Origin of the sequence: Bacillus sp. FSL W8-1127, assembly GCF_038006725.1 — a bacterium.
GTDB lineage: Bacteria > Bacillota > Bacilli > Bacillales > DSM-4216 > Bacillus_O > Bacillus_O smithii.
Window position 1 is genome coordinate 2648014 of the sequence record NZ_JBBOVU010000001.1, and the last position, 15717, is coordinate 2663730.

Sequence of the window (15717 nt, forward strand, 5' to 3'; positions counted from 1 at the left end):
AGCTCCGGGAGGTAATTCGTTCAACTGCATGTATCGGTTTGCACCATCCACCGACTCTCTGAAAGCAAAGACAGCGAACTACTGATTCCCTTCACGGCTTTTCCACGATGCATTTGTCATTCTACATTCGTTCATATATGAATTTTTATCACAGTTATATAGGATTGTCAATGCGACGTAAAAATTTAGGCAAAGTCATTTGCCATTCAAGCCGCTTGTTGGATCACTTGGATCGAAGAAATCTCGGCATTAGCTATGACAACGACCTTAATGTCAATCATTCTCTTATGAGCAAAAGCAAAAAACAGGGCTGACTAAGCAAACAGTCAGCCCTTTTCACAAAAGGAAGGAAAAGACCTCTTCACTTCGTTTTGTACATGCAGACAATGAAACAACGATTTCGAACTAGTCTTCCATTGTGGATAAGTCGCCAGTCGGCAAGTCTAGTTCCCAAGCTTTTAAGACGCGGCGCATAATTTTTCCGCTTCGTGTTTTCGGTAGTTTGTCGCGGAATTCAATTTCCCTCGGAGCGGCATGAGCCGCCAAGCCTTTCTTAATAAATTGGCGAATGTCTTCCTTCAGTTCATCAGAAGGTTCATATCCTTCCCTTAACGCAACAAACGCTTTAATAATTTCCCCGCGTACAGGGTCCGGCTTCCCGATGACCCCCGCTTCGGCAACTGCGGGATGCTCTACCAATTTACTTTCTACCTCAAAAGGTCCTACTCGTTCACCCGATGTCATAATCACATCATCCACACGTCCCTGGAACCAAAAATATCCATCTTCATCCTTATATGCGGAATCCCCCGATACGTACCAATCTCCGGCTAAAAAGTAAGATTCATATTTCTCTTTATTTTTCCAAATCGTATACATCATGGAAGGCCAACCTTTTTTGATGGCCAAATTCCCCATCCGATTAGGAGGGAGTTCGTTTCCTCTGTCATCCACAATGGCGGCTTTCACGCCGGGAAGCGGTTTGCCCATGGATCCTGGTTTAATCTCCATGCATGGATAATTGCAAATCATAATGGCTCCTGTTTCCGTCATCCACCACGTATCATGGATGCGAACATCAAAAACTTTCTTTCCCCATCGCACCACTTCAGGATTCAACGGTTCACCAACGCTCAATATATGGCGGAGCGAACTTAAATCGAACTGTTTCACGAGTTCATCTCCTGCTCCCATGAGCATGCGAAAAGCAGTTGGAGCACTGTACCAAACGGTAATCTCGAACTCTTCAATCGTCTTATACCAATGTTCAGGATTAAAACGTCCGCCCACAATCACGTTTGATGCTCCCATTAACCAAGGTCCGAATATTCCATAAGACGTCCCCGTTACCCAGCCCGGATCCGCTGTGCACCAATAAACATCGTCTTCTTTCAAATCGAGCACCCACTTGGCTGTTTGATAATGCTGGATCATCGCATTATGAACATGAAGGACACCTTTTGGCTTTCCCGTAGACCCTGAAGTATAATGAAGGATCAAACCATCGTTTCGATCGACCCACTCGATATCAAACCGTTTGCTGGCGTTTTTCAGTTTGGCCAAAAAGTCGATATGTGTCTCATCTTCTTGAATATCTTTCCCAACCAGAAAAATCTTTTTCAAAGCGGGAAGATCTTGTTTGGGCACCCTGTGCAGAAGCTCCGTTGTAGTGATCAGCACCTTTGCCTCACTATCTTGAAGCCGGTCTCTTACCGCCCCTTCCATAAAGGCCTCAAATAATGGACCGACGATGGCACCGGTCTTGATTGTCCCTAAAAGGGCAAAATACAGTTCAGGCGAACGGGGCATGAAAATAAACACCCTGTCTCCTTTTTGAACGTCTCCATACTCCTTCAAAACATTTGCTGCCCGATTTGTCCATTCTTTCATTTCTTTAAACGTATATTTTTCATTTCTTTCAGCGTCTTTATAATAGAGAGCCACTTTATTTTTGCGAAAAGTCTCAACATGGCGGTCAATGGCTTCATAAGCCAAATTGACTTTTCCCGTTTCGTACCAAGAAAAATGTTTTTCAGCTTCTTTCCAATCAAACGACTGATAAGTTTCCTCATAATTTTTTAAATTGAAATCCCCTTCGACGACTGGTAACGCTTCCAACCTCATTTGACCGATTCCCCCTTTCAATATGACAATTTTATTATACTATATTTATTATTTTTTCTCAATTTTTTAAAAATTTCATATGTTGCATGATTCTGCCATCCCGTCATTTCCCTCTTTTCATCGTTGCCTTTCCATCTTATCTTGATTATACCATTTTTGTCAAAAGAACAAAAACAATCTGAAAAGTTTGTAAAAATAGTTTACCGGTATAGTGCTTATATAAGATAATGAAAGTAAGATTTCAAGGTGGTGACCAGATGGAACATAAAAAAACATATCATTCTCTTAAAATGGAAACTCCGAAAGGAGAACTTATCATTGAAGGTCCAATTTCCTCAAACACGCTGGCAAACTTAGAGTTTCATCAAGATTTAGTCGCTTTTCGCCAGCCTTCAAAGCAGCATAAAGCGCTGATCGAAATTGCCGATCTCCCCGAAGGAAGAATTATCATCGCCCGGGAACGTCAAACCATAGTCGGTTATGTAACCTTTCTATATCCTGATCCTCTAGAACGCTGGTCAGAAGGAAACATGGAAGATCTTATTGAATTAGGAGCCATTGAAGTAATTCCCGAATATCGGGGATTCGGAGTAGGAAAGAATCTTTTGCGAGTCTCCATGATGGATGATGCCATGGAAGACTATATTATTATAACGACGGAATATTATTGGCATTGGGATTTAAAAGGCACCGGTTTAAATGTTTGGGAATATCGAAAAGTGATGGAAAAAATGATGAATGCCGGCGGTCTTGTTTGGTATGCAACCGATGATCCGGAAATCAGTTCTCACCCTGCCAACTGTTTGATGGCAAGGATAGGAAAAAGGGTCAGCCCCCAATCCATTGAGAAATTCGATCAGCTTCGTTTCATGAACCGCTTTATGTATTAAAGTTTGTGTCAAAGGATAAGGAGGCAAATGATGATGATCGTAGAAGAAATTATGAATAAGGAAGTCTATACCCTTCCCCCCGATGCTTCAATTCGAGATGCACTTCAATTGTTAAAATCTAAAAAAATCCGCCATATTCCGGTTGTGGATGAAAAACAACATTTAGTTGGTCTTGTAACCGAGCGGGATTTAAAAAATATCACATCTTCCATTTTTCAAAAAGAAATAAGGGAAGAAATTCTGAAAAAACCCCTTCATTCCTTTATGATCAAAAAAGTGGTGACAGGTCATCCTCTAGACTTTGTAGAAGAAGTTGCTTATCTTTTCTACGACAATCAAATTGGCTGTTTGCCCATTGTCCAAGACGGCAAACTTGTGGGCATCCTTTCCGAGACAGAAGTCCTCCATACATTCGTGGAATTGACGGGAGCCAATCAGCCGGGGTCCCAAATTGAAGTAAAAGTCCCTGATAAAACAGGCATTCTGTACGAAGTCGTGACCGTGATTCATAAACAGAAGGCCAATGTTTTGAGCGTTCTTGTATATCCCGACAAAAAGGATGAACGATATAAAATTCTTGTTTTTCGCGTTCAAACGATGAATCCTCTCGAACTCATCCATGCATTAAAGAAGGAAGGGCATACGGTTTTATGGCCAAATATGCCCGGGATTTCCATATGAAAAAAAAGGCCGTATTTATTTATTCAGACGATCTATTAACTTATAAATTCCATAATCAGCATCCGTTCAATCAATTTAGAATCACTTTGACAATAGATTTATTGCAAAGCATTGACGCCTTAAAAGAAGAACATATCATTCCGCCGCGGATCGCCACCGAAAAAGAGCTTACCCTCATCCACGATCCCTCTTATATTCAAGCGGTAAAAAAAGCCGGAGAAGGACAACTATCCCCGGATATTGCCGAAGGATATGGGCTCGGCACGGAGGATACTCCCATTTTTAAAGGCATGCATGAAGCAAGCGCTCTGTTGGTAGGAGGAACATTAACAGCCGTTGATTGGGTCATGACCGACAAAGCCGAACATGCCGTTCACTTAGGCGGAGGGCTGCATCATGGATTTCGCGGAAAAGCTTCCGGTTTTTGCATCTACAATGATAGTTCTGTCGCTATCCAGTATTTGCTGGAAAAATATCATGCCAGGGTTTTGTATGTAGACACCGATGCTCATCATGGCGATGGTGTGCAATGGTCTTTTTATGATGATCCAAATGTTTGTACGTTGTCCATCCACGAAACGGGAAGGTATTTATTCCCGGGCACTGGAAATATCAACGAGAGGGGAAACGGAAAAGGCTACGGCTATTCCTTCAACATCCCTTTGGATGCTTTCACTGAAGATGAATCTTGGCTCCATGCGTATGAAACAGCCATTTGGGAAGTCGCGGCCTATTTTAAACCGGATGTGATTTTGACACAAAACGGTGCGGATGCCCACTATTATGATCCTTTGACCCACTTATCGACTACCATGAAAATTTATGAACGCATTCCTAAAATGGCCCACGCCATTGCCCATCAATATTGCGACGGCCGCTGGATTGCCGTAGGGGGTGGGGGATATGATATTTGGAGAGTCGTTCCCCGGGCATGGTCCCGAATTTGGCTGGAGATGACCGACAATAATCATTTTAACGGTCCTTTACCAGAAAAATGGATATCGAAGTGGTCGAAAAAATCGCCTGTTCCATTGCCTGCTGCTTGGGAAGACCCTGAAGGAATCTACAAACCCATTCCCCGTAAACAGGAAATTACGGAAAAAAACCGCCTAACCGTAGAAAAAGCACTTTACCCGCTGCGTCATGAACATTAAACGAAACCGTCAGTTGATAAAAAATATTATTCGAATTTTCATTTTTTTAAACAAGAACCAATCAAAAACACCTATCCGACTGGCGGAACAGGTGCTATGTTTCTTCTTATGAGCATTAGATCACTATTTTATTTGTCTCTTGTGAATGGAGTTGAATATGGTCCCTGCTTTCCTCTTGATTGAAAGAAGCAAGGGGAAATTATATTCCTAAATGCAATAGGCCCAACAATAACCAGCGACGGAGATCGTGGCTGGCTATTGTTGGACCTTATTTTGTAGAATTCCGTTTTTCAATTCGGTGTGGCAGTATAACAATATGGTCTTTCACTTCCTCTTTGTTCATATATTTTGTCAGCAGACGCATAGCAACAGCTCCTATGTCATAAAGCGGCTGTACGACAGCTGTTAATTTCGGTCGAACCATCACCGAGAGCTTTGTACTTTCGAAACTAACGATTTCCAGATCATCCGGAATATGAACACCGTCATCTTGCGCTCCATGAATAACGCCTAATGCCATTTCATCGTTGCTGACAAAAATAGCGGTCGGCTTTTCTGCATTTTCCCGAAATTTTCCCCAAGCTTCCATTCCGGAGTCATATGTGTAGTCCCCTTCAAATAGCCATTCTTCTTTCCAAGAAATACCGGCATCTTTCAAGGCCTCTTTATAACCTTCGAATATAAATTCCTTGCTGATGGTGTTGTTGAAAGGTGCAGCCACAAAACCGATACGTTTATGCCCTTTTTTCGTCAGCATTTCAACGGCTTCATAAGCGGCCCGTTTATAGTCGATATTAACAGAAGGGATTTGATTGGATTGTTCAACGGATCCCGCCAGAACGATCGGTACAGACGAACGTTCAAATTCCTTTACATGTTCTTCTGTGATGGTCCCGCTCATAAACACGATCCCATCCACTTGTTTGCCAAGCATCGTGTTTAAAAGACGAATCTCTTTCTCTTTATTTTGATCGGAATTGCTCAAAATAATGTTGTAATTATACATAGTAGCAATATCTTCAATTCCTCGGGCCAGTTCCGCATAAAAAATATGGGAAATGTCGGGAATGATCACACCGACTGTTGTCGTTTTTTTGCTGGCCAGCCCTCTAGCTACCGCATTCGGACGATAGCCCAATCTTTCGATCACTTCCAACACTTTTTTTCTTGTCGTTGGTTTCACGTTGGGATTTCCGTTCACCACCCTTGAAACCGTCGCCATGGAAACATTCGCTTCTCTTGCTACATCATATATCGTAACAGTCACTGCATTTCCCACTCCTTCATACTTTTCCTCTTATTTCTATTATATTAAAACCTAGGAAATAAAAAGCTTTTCTTGTAAAAAACTTTGTGAAATTGTTTACGAACTGGTCTCGTTCTCCTATAATACCTTAAATTCCTCTCATTATGCAATGAAAAGTAAAGCGATTTTTCCGCAAAGTCCATTCAAGAAACTCTTATCGCTATAGTTGAATGCATGATCCCGACAATCATCCAGCCTTTCCTCTCTATTGTTTTGTAATATCTCCATTTCATCTTCATTATAGCCTTTTCTTTTCTCCCTTTCTTATTATTTTTCCAAAAACGACATATTCTAATAAAAAAGTCTGATTCAACATGGTATGTCCTACCAGTTGAATCAGACTGCTGTACGCTTATTCTAGTCTAAGTGCCATCGTTTTCCTCTGCGAATAAGAAAGGTCTACTTTCTATGCTTTGACAGGAACGGCTTTTAAAATTTCATTGTAAAATTCGTCGAATTGTTTTAAATCCATTTGTTGAGCGGAATCAGACAACGCCACTGCCGGATCTGGATGAACTTCCGCCATCACACCGTCTGCTCCAATGGCTAAAGCTGCTTTTGCAGCCGGAAGCAAGAGGTCGCGCCGGCCCGTAGAATGAGTTACGTCTACAAAGACTGGCAAGTGCGTTTCTTGTTTTAATATTGGCACTGCCGTAATATCTAACGTATTGCGAGTCGCTCTTTCATAAGTGCGAATTCCGCGTTCACAGAGTATAATTTGTTCGTTTCCTCTTGACATTATATATTCTGCTGCATACATGAACTCTTGCAAAGTAGCGGAAAGCCCGCGTTTTAGTAGAACCGGTTTTTTCACAGACCCTGCCGCTTTCAAAAGTTCAAAGTTTTGCATATTGCGGGCTCCGATTTGAATAACGTCCACGTAATCTAGCGCCATTTCAATATGAGCCGGATTGACGATTTCTGTGACGACCGCCAGTTGAAATTCGTCCGCGATTTGCTTTAATATTTTTAATCCATCTAACCCAAGTCCTTGGAAATCATATGGAGAAGTGCGTGGTTTAAACGCCCCTCCACGAATAAGCTTTAATCCTTTGTTCTTAATGGATTGAGCCACTTCCGCTACTTGCTCATACGATTCAACGGCACATGGACCGAATACAAACGTTGGCTGCCCTGCGCCTACTAATTCACCGTTAATTTCAATAACCGTATCTTCCGGTTTTTTCTTGCGTGAAACAAGCAAAGCTTTCCGATGATCATCTTCCTGCAGTTCCAAGCTCGCTTTAAAAATTTCTTTAAAAATATGCTCGATAGTAGAGTTTTCAAACGGTCCGTCATTTCGCTCAATAATCGTGTTCAACATTTTTCTTTCGCGAACCGGATCGTATTTGTTCACCCCTTGCGGCAATTTCGCACGTCCAATTTCTTGAACAATTTTGGCACGTTCATTAATCAATTCGAGCAATTTTAAATTAATTTCATCCACTCTTTGTCTTAATTGTTCGAGCTCTTGATTTCCCACGACCTTCAATCCCTTCTCAATTTGCTGAATATTTTTCAGTTTATGATGACACCTAGCAAAAGTGAATTCCCAGCCCTTCACTGGTATAAGTTTTATCACCGGCGATAATTTAGTGATAATTATAAATCATATATTTTAAATTGTCACGAAAAATTTGCTTCAACAATTAAACGCTTTTAAGCGATAAAGTATTCTGTATAAAAACTGGATAATACGCCTTTTTTGATAAAAACATTTAACCGTTAGAGATAAACTACGATTAGCGGCAGCTTCAAAATCTCTTACGGTTCAAAACGAAGCTGGACACCCCGCCGCTAACGGCAGAAATGCCGGTTTTATTTATGAATATTATGAAAATAACGGCCAGCATGCTACTGACCGCAGCAAAAACAGACTGGAAATTCCACTGAATCTAAATTTTTGCCAATGTGTCAGCCGTGATTTGGTAGTGAGAATCATACCATACCGGACGCTGATTAATGAAAAGGAAGGCTTGTGGCGACTCATGTTGGATTCCAAATTTTCGAGCGATGTAATTGGATAGCTCCCGGGATTCTTGGACAGCTAAAAAATACCCCTTTTCTCTTGGATGTTCGCGCAAAAATTGGTCCATTTCTCGATAAGCATGAGCACTTATGGGACACGTCAGACTATGCTTTAAAAAGAACACGCGTGGTTCCCTTGTCAGCAATTGTTCAAACTGTTCAATGGTTTCTATTTTATTCATAATCATCACCTTTGCAATCATTATTGGAAGGCAGCCAGCCTTTTTATACAAAGAAAGCCGATCACATGAATTTTAAATACCGTCATCACTTGATAGACTCATATAACAAAAAACTAGTTTGACAAAAAAAAGAGGGTGAAAACATCATACCATTTCACCGCTCCCACATCAAATTAATCGTTTTTATTAACCGATTTTTCAGTTTTTTCAAACGCCCGTTTCGTTTCTTCCAGTTTTTTGCTTACTTCGTCTAAAGTTTGGCCATTTTGTGATTGAAATCGTTGGCTCACTTTATCCGCCATCTGAATCGTTTTTTCTTTCGCATTCGATGTGATCGTTTGAATTTTGCCTGCCATTTCACCGGATTTTGATTGCACCGTTTTGGATAAATGTTCCGCCTTATCTTTTGTAGCTGAAGCTAATTCACTGCTTTTTTCTTTTGCTGAACATGTCCATTGTATTCCTTTTTCTTTGGCTAATTCTACCCAACTAGACGCTTTTTCTTTAAAAACGTCTGCTTGTCCAGTTAAATTCCTTCTTAATTCTTTTCCGGATTTGGGGGCGAGAATCAAGGCGGCTGCAGCTCCAATGACTCCTCCGACAAATGCACCGGCTAAAAATCCACATGAGTTTCTTTTTTCTTTATTTTCCACATTCCTCACTCCTTTTCATATTGTAAGATGGAAAAATCAGGAATTAATTTCTAGCCCTCTCTATCGAACCGCGGCTTTCAGATACGGTGTTATTCTGTGTTTGGGCAGCCGGCGACTCTTCTTTACGCTTCCATTTATCCAATACTTGTTTGACGACTTGACTCCATTGGACCACCTGTGAAATTTTATTCTGATTCTTTTCTAATTGCGACCCTACCGTCGTTGTGATTTTTTTCAAAGATTGATTGAACGTCTCAATCGAACTGCCAATGCCTTTCACTGCGTAAACGACCGAATTCAGTTCTTTCGTTTTTTCCCCAATATTCTCAGCCAACTCATTCGTTTTATGTAAAAGTTCAGCCGTTTCTTGGGTGACTCCTTTCAACTGGTTTTCCAAGCCGTCCAACATTTTTGATACACTGTTTAAAGTACTGTCAACCGACCTTAATGTTCTGGAAACACTAAGAGCTAAAATAAGAAATGCAACAGCGATCACCGCCACACTTACGTACAAAATGACAATCACTTTAAACACCTCCTCAACTTATTGTTCATTGAATTTCGGCGAAAAAATGAAACTTCTAAAATATACTTCTTTTTCGCGAATCCTTCATAAATTTTACTATTTCTTTTAGGGAGGCGTCAATTTCATCATCAAGATTCGCTATAATCTGATGACCATTCTATTTTATGGATTTTATGAGACTATAAAGTAGAGTCGAGCCTTATCCAATGAATAAATCGAGGAGTTTTTCCAATGTTGCATCCACCTATATCAAGCTGCAGCGTAAGTGTGGCCGGAACTTGTAACAGATTATTACGAAACCGATGTTTTTAAACAAACGGACTCATCGTTTTTTAGAAGAATGAAGAAAAATCTACAGATGGCAACAAAAGGGATATGCACTGGAGAAACATGCAAGTCCATATCATACTGCATTTCGAAGAGGATATTTGCCACATCATTCAATGAAACATGCAAAATAGAAGTTTTCAAAACGGAAAACGATTTCTTTTTATGTTTGAATGGGCTTCAATTCCATTACTGACAAGAATAAAAACGCATCTTTTAGCGAGAAATAAATGTTCAAAATCCCTTTTTAAAAAGCGCCGGCTTTCTTCGGCAGCCATACTACAAACAATTCTCCTATCAGCGGTCGAAAAACGGTGTGATAGAATTTCAATTTACATGGTCTATAATAGAGTACCGGCCAACCCCTGCGTGGGGAAGTACCTTGCTTTTTCTTGTCAAAATTCTTACGAAAGTCTTCTTGCTTTTCTAAAAACATTCAAGCTAATTTGACTCGTCAAATAAAAACACCGGCTGCTTCAACCACTGCCCCCCGTCTAAAGATATGCATTCTCCATTTAAATAAGAAGCTTTGTCTGAAACCATAAAAGCAGCCAAAGCAGCGATTTCTTCCGGCGTTCCTAATCGTTTCAACGGCACGCTGTCGATAACCTTTCTTTCCGTCTCCTCAGAATCCAACAGCTTGTCTGCTCCTCCTGTTCGTTCAATAGGACCGGGAGCTATGGCATTTACCCGAATGCCGTATTTGGTGCCCCACTCTACCGCAAGCGTTCTAGTGAGCGAGAGAACCCCGGCCTTCGCCGCAGCGGAATGAACCACCCCTGGGCCTGCCTGCCAAGCGTAATTCGCAACCATATTCAGAACATTACCTTTGCTGTTCGTTTCGATCCAATATTTTCCTACCGCTCTTGTACAATAAAAGGTTCCATTTAAGACAATATCCACCACCGCTTTCCAGCCATTGACGGATAATTTTTCTGCCGGACAAATGAAATTTCCTGCGGCATTGTTCACTAAAACATCAATTCTTCCAAACTTTTGATCCGTTTCTCGGACCATTTTATCTACATCATCCGGATTTCTGACATCCATGGCAATCGTCAATATCTCACTATTTCCCTGTGATTCTATCTCTTTTTTTGCCTGCTCCAGCCTTTCAACATTTCTTCCTGTAATAACGACTTTCGCTCCTTCTTGAAAAAAATGTTTCGCCATATATTTTCCCATCCCATTTGATCCGCCTGTTATGATCACAACACGATCTTTCAACTCTATCCCCCCTTGTTTAAATAGAAAGAATAATCAGATAATTTTTATTTTACCATACTTTAAAATAAACTGAAAGGCCGATCATCTAAAAAAAGAGCAGACTTAAAGCCTGCCGCCTCCTAACGCCATCCCAGCGTGGAGAAAAGGCCGGGCTCTAAGTCAGCTCTAAAACATTCAGACTTCCTAATCGATGACTATCATGACATCATTGTCTATTTTTTCAAAGTGTTGCTTAGCAGCTTTTCATAGGCAAGCTGGAATTTTTGAATATCTCCCGCTCCCATAAAGATGAGAACCGCATTTTCATGCTTTAAGAGCGGAGACGTGTCTTCTTCTTCAATAATTTGCGCTCCTGAAATCCGCTCTTGAAGATCTTTTACAGACAGTTTGCCATGGTTTTCACGTGCTGAACCGAAAATTTCGCATAAATAAACAGAATCAGCTTCATTAAGGCTTTGAGCAAAATCATTTAAGAAGGCCTGAGTTCTTGAAAACGTATGAGGCTGAAAAATGGCCACAATTTCCCGATCAGGATATTTTTGACGTGCAGCATGAATCGTTGCCTTGATTTCCGTTGGATGGTGTGCATAGTCATCAATAATGATTTGCGTTCCCATTTTTTTCTCGGTGAATCTTCTTTTGACCCCTTCAAAAGTAAGAAGCCGTTCTTTGACGATTTCCGTATCAATATTTTCATATTGGCAAACAGCTATTACTCCTAGAGCATTTAAAACGTTATGGTCGCCAAACAAGGGAATTTCAAAAGAGCCATAAAACGTATTTCTAACAAATACATCAAATGTCGTACCATTTTTTGTATGCTTAATATTTCGAGCTTGGAAGTCGTTCTCTTCGCCAAAGCCATAATACACAACGGGAACTTTCGCTTGAATTTTTTGTAACAGTTCATCATCACCGTAAGCAAAAATGGCTTTATTCACTTGCATCGCCATTTGCTGGAAGGCAGAAAAAACATCATCGATATTCGCAAAATAATCAGGATGGTCAAAATCGATATTGGTCATAATGGCGTAGTCGGGATAATAGGATAAGAAATGGCGCCGATACTCACAAGCTTCAAAAACAAAATATTCGGCGTCCTTAACGCCTTTCCCAGTACCATCACCGATTAAATAAGAAGTAGGTTTTGCCCCGCCAATGACATGCGCCATTAACCCTGTCGTCGATGTTTTCCCGTGAGCGCCTGCCACAGCAATGCTTGTAAACTTGCGGGCAAATTCCCCTAAAAATTTATGGTAACGGATTACCGGCAATCCAAGTTTTAACGCTTCTTGAATTTCTTCATGTGTGTCAGGAAATGCATTTCCTGCTATAACCGTTAAACCAGGTTTAATGTTGTCTTTACTGAAGGGATAAATCGGAATTCCGGCATCTTCCAGAGCTTTTTGAGTAAAAAAGTATTTTTCAATGTCAGAACCCTGCACCTTATAGCCCTTATCGAACAAAATTTGGGCGAGGGCGCTCATCCCCGATCCTTTAATTCCTACAAAGTGATATGTTGTCATAACAGACCCTCCAACAATCGTCTATCAATAAGCATTATATGTAATTTTGGTTCCCTTTGCTCAAAATGGATAATGAGCTTTTCATATTGAAACATTATAGCACTTTTTCAGGCTCGTGACTATTAATAGGATTTTTCCTTTTTTCTTGTCTTTGTTTCAATCCATTTTCACGACCTTAATTTTCAAAAAGAATGTTTCATGGCTCATTCAAGATTTAAAATCATCGCAAATGAGCCGCTTTTTTGTTTTGAAAGCACGCATTAGAATTGGCTGGATTCCTTTAAATCCTCAAAATCTTCTTCCGTGATTAAAACGTCTCTGGGCTTGCCGGGTTTTTGTTCCGAAATGATTCCTTGTTCTTCCATCATTTCAATCAGCCGAGCCGCGCGATTATAGCCGATGCGAAAATGTCTTTGCAATAAAGAAGCGGAAGCACCGCCATGGCGGACGACAAACTCACAAGCCGGCTTAAACAAGTCATCTTCATCTTGCAGAAAGTTGGCTTTTTGAACAAGTTCTTCTTGAACAAACAAGTAATCGGATTCCCACTGTTCTTTCACGAAGGAAACCACTCTTTCGATTTCCCCATCAGAAACAAAGCTGCCTTGAAGCCGCACCGTCTTTGACGTTCCGTTGTCCAAAAATAACATATCGCCTTTTCCTAACAATTTTTCAGCTCCCCCGGCATCCAAAATCGTTCGTGAATCCGCTTGAGAGGAAACGGAAAAGGCAATTCTAGTAGGAATATTGGCTTTAATTAACCCGGTGATCACATCGACGGACGGCCGCTGAGTGGCTACCAATAAGTGGATGCCGCATGCCCGCGCTTTTTGGGAAATTCGGCAAATCGCTTCCTCGACATCAGCGGGAGACATCATCATTAAATCAGCCAATTCATCAATCACAATGACGATATAAGGCATACGCTTTTCTTTTGCTTCCAACGCTTTTTGATTGAACCGTTCAATATTTCGAACACCAGCATGAGCAAATAATTCATACCGCCTTTCCATTTCATCCACCGCCCATTTTAACGCCTGGGTAGCTGCTTTTACATCCGTAATAACCGGGCTGACCAAATGTCCAATGCCGTTGTACGGCGCGAGTTCAACCATTTTCGGATCAATCAATAGCAGTTTCAATTCTTCAGGAGTCGTTTTATACAAAAGGCTGATCAATATGGAATTGATGCAGACGCTTTTTCCAGAGCCGGTTGCGCCGGCGATCAATCCATGGGGCATTTTCTTTAAATCAGCCACAACCGCTTGGCCGGAAATATCCAGTCCCATCGCAATCGTGAGAGGAGATTGGCTGTTTTGGAATGAAGGGCTCATAATAATTTCGCTTAAGTATACGGGGCGGCTTTCTTTATTCGGAACCTCAATTCCGATTGTATGTTTTCCCGGGATAGGCGCCTCTATCCGAATATCTTTGGCCGCCAAGCTCAACTTAATATCATCCGACAAGTTCGTAATTTTATTCACTTTCACCCCTGGTTCAGGCTGTACTTCAAATCTGGTGACAGACGGTCCTTCCGTGACATTCACCACCTTAGCGCGTACACGGAAGTTTTTCAGCGTATCGTTTAATAATTGAATTTGCTGTTGTATCCATGCTTCATTCGTTTTTTTTTCAGCCGGCGGAGTCAAAAAACGGATATCGGGCAGCTGATGGTCAGTTTCTTTTTCGATGTTCTCCTCCGCTTGTCCCTTTTCCACTTTATGGATATGAGGAGCCATGTCCGGCTGTTTCCGATTGTTCGCGATATTTTTCTTCTCTAAATTCCGTTTGTCCTGCTTAAGCATTAGCACATTAAAGGGGAGATGCGGACGTGATTTATTCGATTTGTCTGCGTCTGCCCTTTCAGAAACAGTTTCCGATCGCTGTTCTTGATTCGAATCCTTACTAGTGTCCAATTCCCGGACAACAGAATTCTGTTCCTCGACTGGTTCCATTTTTCTTACATTTTCATATTCTTCTGTTACCGCTTCTTCTACCGTAGGAAAATCGTTTTCTTGTGATGATTGTTTTGTTGATAATGGGGAGTCTTCCAAATGAGAAAATTCATTGGAAGCCGCTTCGTCTTTCAGATGATTCTCTTCAAGGATTACCTGTTCTTTTTCTGCCGCAACCTGTTCTTTTCCAGAAGGTTCGGCCTGTTTTTCTTCGTTTTTAAACGGAACAGCCAAAGTCTGATTTCGTTCTTTCTGCTCTTCAAAATTCTCATTCTTTCTTTTTAGCGTCTCTGTGTGACCTGACACTTCTCCTTCCACAAAAGAATTTTTCAACTCGTACTCTACAACTTCGCTTTGGCTTGCTTCTGACGGACGTTTATACCCGTAAATAGGAGACGGAATATTCGTTGGTCGAAAAGGACGGTTGCCTTTCCGTTCGCTCGACACATGATAAGAAGCACTCTTTAAGTTCTCCGTTGTTGGTTTTGGTTCCGGTTTGATCGGCTCATTCCTCCGATGCCGATTATGTCGTTCAAGCGTTTTTCTTTCTATTTTCTCCGACACAGTAGGCAAAGATAGGGGTTTTTGCGGATAATGGTAAGCGATTCTCGTTTTCAATTCCCGCACCGGCTTTATTGGATTTTTTTTCAGATTGTCTGTTCGTTCCTTTGGTACCTGCCGCGGTACATGCGGAGAATCGCTCTCTTCAATTTCTACTACTTCTTCATCTATAAAAAGTTTCATAAATCGTTTCAGCCAGCTCAAAGTTTACCACTCTTTCTTTATTAAAGAATCATTTCTATTTTAACAGTTAAATAGAAAAATTCGAGAGGAAAATAGGCTGAAAATGCAAGAACAACAAATATTCTTAAGCCTCTTTTCATCGATGAAGGCTTTGGGCTTTTCTCCCTAAGGGAATGGCAAACCAGCCAGAACAGACTCCACCTAGATCTTTCTATACTGAAAATCTCGGAAAATCATTTTTGCAGAAATACCATCCAATCTTTACTCGTTGCTCACTTTTCAACCGATCCTTTCAATATCCACAACAAGAAATCCATTGAAACGAATAAAGGGTCCGATCCTTCTACAACCATTAATAGGATACAATCATCTTCCTATAAAGGTTGAAAGAACC

The 15717-nt window shown here is 41.0% G+C and carries 12 protein-coding genes and 1 other annotated feature (1 of these 13 only partly in view); of the genes, 3 read left to right on the top strand and 9 right to left on the bottom strand.

Annotated elements, in window-relative coordinates; translation table 11 throughout:
• Nucleotides 1–104, bottom strand: a binding site (T-box leader) (it extends 107 nt beyond the left edge of the window).
• Between the two features lie 301 nt (nucleotides 105–405).
• Nucleotides 406–2124: an acetate--CoA ligase gene (gene acsA, locus NST12_RS12415; protein WP_048623841.1), complete on the bottom strand. Its 1719-nt coding sequence runs from the start codon at nucleotides 2122–2124 to the stop codon at nucleotides 406–408.
• Nucleotides 2125–2381: 257 nt separating this feature from the next.
• Here acsA and NST12_RS12420 point away from each other — a divergent pair, with 257 nt between their 5' ends.
• From NST12_RS12420 to NST12_RS12430, 3 genes are read left to right on the top strand one after another with little or no spacing between them, the layout of a single operon-like run.
• The gene (locus NST12_RS12420) at nucleotides 2382–3014 is read left to right on the top strand and encodes a GNAT family N-acetyltransferase (RefSeq protein ID WP_341101399.1); all 633 of its coding nucleotides are present in this window, start codon (nucleotides 2382–2384) and stop codon (nucleotides 3012–3014) included.
• 33 nt (nucleotides 3015–3047) lie between these two features.
• A complete protein-coding gene (locus tag NST12_RS12425) occupies nucleotides 3048–3695 on the top strand; it encodes an acetoin utilization AcuB family protein (protein ID WP_040342025.1) in 648 nt (215 codons plus the stop codon).
• Nucleotides 3692–4849 (top strand): acetoin utilization protein AcuC, encoded by a 1158-nt coding sequence (locus tag NST12_RS12430; protein WP_040342026.1) that lies wholly within the window; start codon nucleotides 3692–3694, stop codon nucleotides 4847–4849. The genes NST12_RS12425 and NST12_RS12430 overlap by 4 nt, the downstream gene beginning before the upstream one ends.
• A 268-nt stretch (nucleotides 4850–5117) precedes the next feature.
• Here the strand turns inward: NST12_RS12430 and ccpA are convergent, their stop codons facing one another.
• The 8 genes from ccpA to NST12_RS12470 form a co-directional block, all read right to left on the bottom strand.
• The gene (ccpA, locus tag NST12_RS12435; protein ID WP_003355677.1) at nucleotides 5118–6116 is read right to left on the bottom strand and encodes a catabolite control protein A; all 999 of its coding nucleotides are present in this window, start codon (nucleotides 6114–6116) and stop codon (nucleotides 5118–5120) included.
• Between the two features lie 445 nt (nucleotides 6117–6561).
• Nucleotides 6562–7638 (bottom strand): bifunctional 3-deoxy-7-phosphoheptulonate synthase/chorismate mutase, encoded by a 1077-nt coding sequence (locus NST12_RS12440; RefSeq protein ID WP_327824315.1) that lies wholly within the window; start codon nucleotides 7636–7638, stop codon nucleotides 6562–6564.
• 412 nt (nucleotides 7639–8050) lie between these two features.
• The gene (gene ytxJ / locus NST12_RS12445; protein ID WP_082142326.1) at nucleotides 8051–8365 is read right to left on the bottom strand and encodes a bacillithiol system redox-active protein YtxJ; all 315 of its coding nucleotides are present in this window, start codon (nucleotides 8363–8365) and stop codon (nucleotides 8051–8053) included.
• 173 nt (nucleotides 8366–8538) lie between these two features.
• A complete protein-coding gene (locus NST12_RS12450; protein WP_341101401.1) occupies nucleotides 8539–9018 on the bottom strand; it encodes a YtxH domain-containing protein in 480 nt (159 codons plus the stop codon).
• A gap of 43 nt (nucleotides 9019–9061) precedes the next feature.
• The gene (locus NST12_RS12455; RefSeq protein ID WP_341101403.1) at nucleotides 9062–9544 is read right to left on the bottom strand and encodes a DUF948 domain-containing protein; all 483 of its coding nucleotides are present in this window, start codon (nucleotides 9542–9544) and stop codon (nucleotides 9062–9064) included.
• A gap of 768 nt (nucleotides 9545–10312) precedes the next feature.
• Complete coding sequence (gene fadH / locus NST12_RS12460) at nucleotides 10313–11104, bottom strand: 2,4-dienoyl-CoA reductase (RefSeq protein WP_174521046.1); 792 nt, start codon at nucleotides 11102–11104, stop codon at nucleotides 10313–10315.
• 206 nt (nucleotides 11105–11310) lie between these two features.
• Complete coding sequence (gene murC / locus NST12_RS12465) at nucleotides 11311–12624, bottom strand: UDP-N-acetylmuramate--L-alanine ligase (RefSeq protein WP_003355686.1); 1314 nt, start codon at nucleotides 12622–12624, stop codon at nucleotides 11311–11313.
• Nucleotides 12625–12884: 260 nt separating this feature from the next.
• Complete coding sequence (locus NST12_RS12470) at nucleotides 12885–15344, bottom strand: DNA translocase FtsK (RefSeq protein ID WP_048623847.1); 2460 nt, start codon at nucleotides 15342–15344, stop codon at nucleotides 12885–12887.
• Nucleotides 15345–15717: the final 373 nt, after the last annotated feature.

Coding starts and splice junctions, on each gene's coding strand:
- acsA (WP_048623841.1), bottom strand. CDS start 2,124: ATGAGGTTGGAAGCGTTACCAGTCGTCGAAGGGGATTTCAATTTAAAA.
- NST12_RS12420 (WP_341101399.1), top strand. CDS start 2,382: ATGGAACATAAAAAAACATATCATTCTCTTAAAATGGAAACTCCGAAA.
- NST12_RS12425 (WP_040342025.1), top strand. CDS start 3,048: ATGATCGTAGAAGAAATTATGAATAAGGAAGTCTATACCCTTCCCCCC.
- NST12_RS12430 (WP_040342026.1), top strand. CDS start 3,692: ATGAAAAAAAAGGCCGTATTTATTTATTCAGACGATCTATTAACTTAT.
- ytxJ (WP_082142326.1), bottom strand. CDS start 8,365: ATGAATAAAATAGAAACCATTGAACAGTTTGAACAATTGCTGACAAGG.
- murC (WP_003355686.1), bottom strand. CDS start 12,624: ATGACAACATATCACTTTGTAGGAATTAAAGGATCGGGGATGAGCGCC.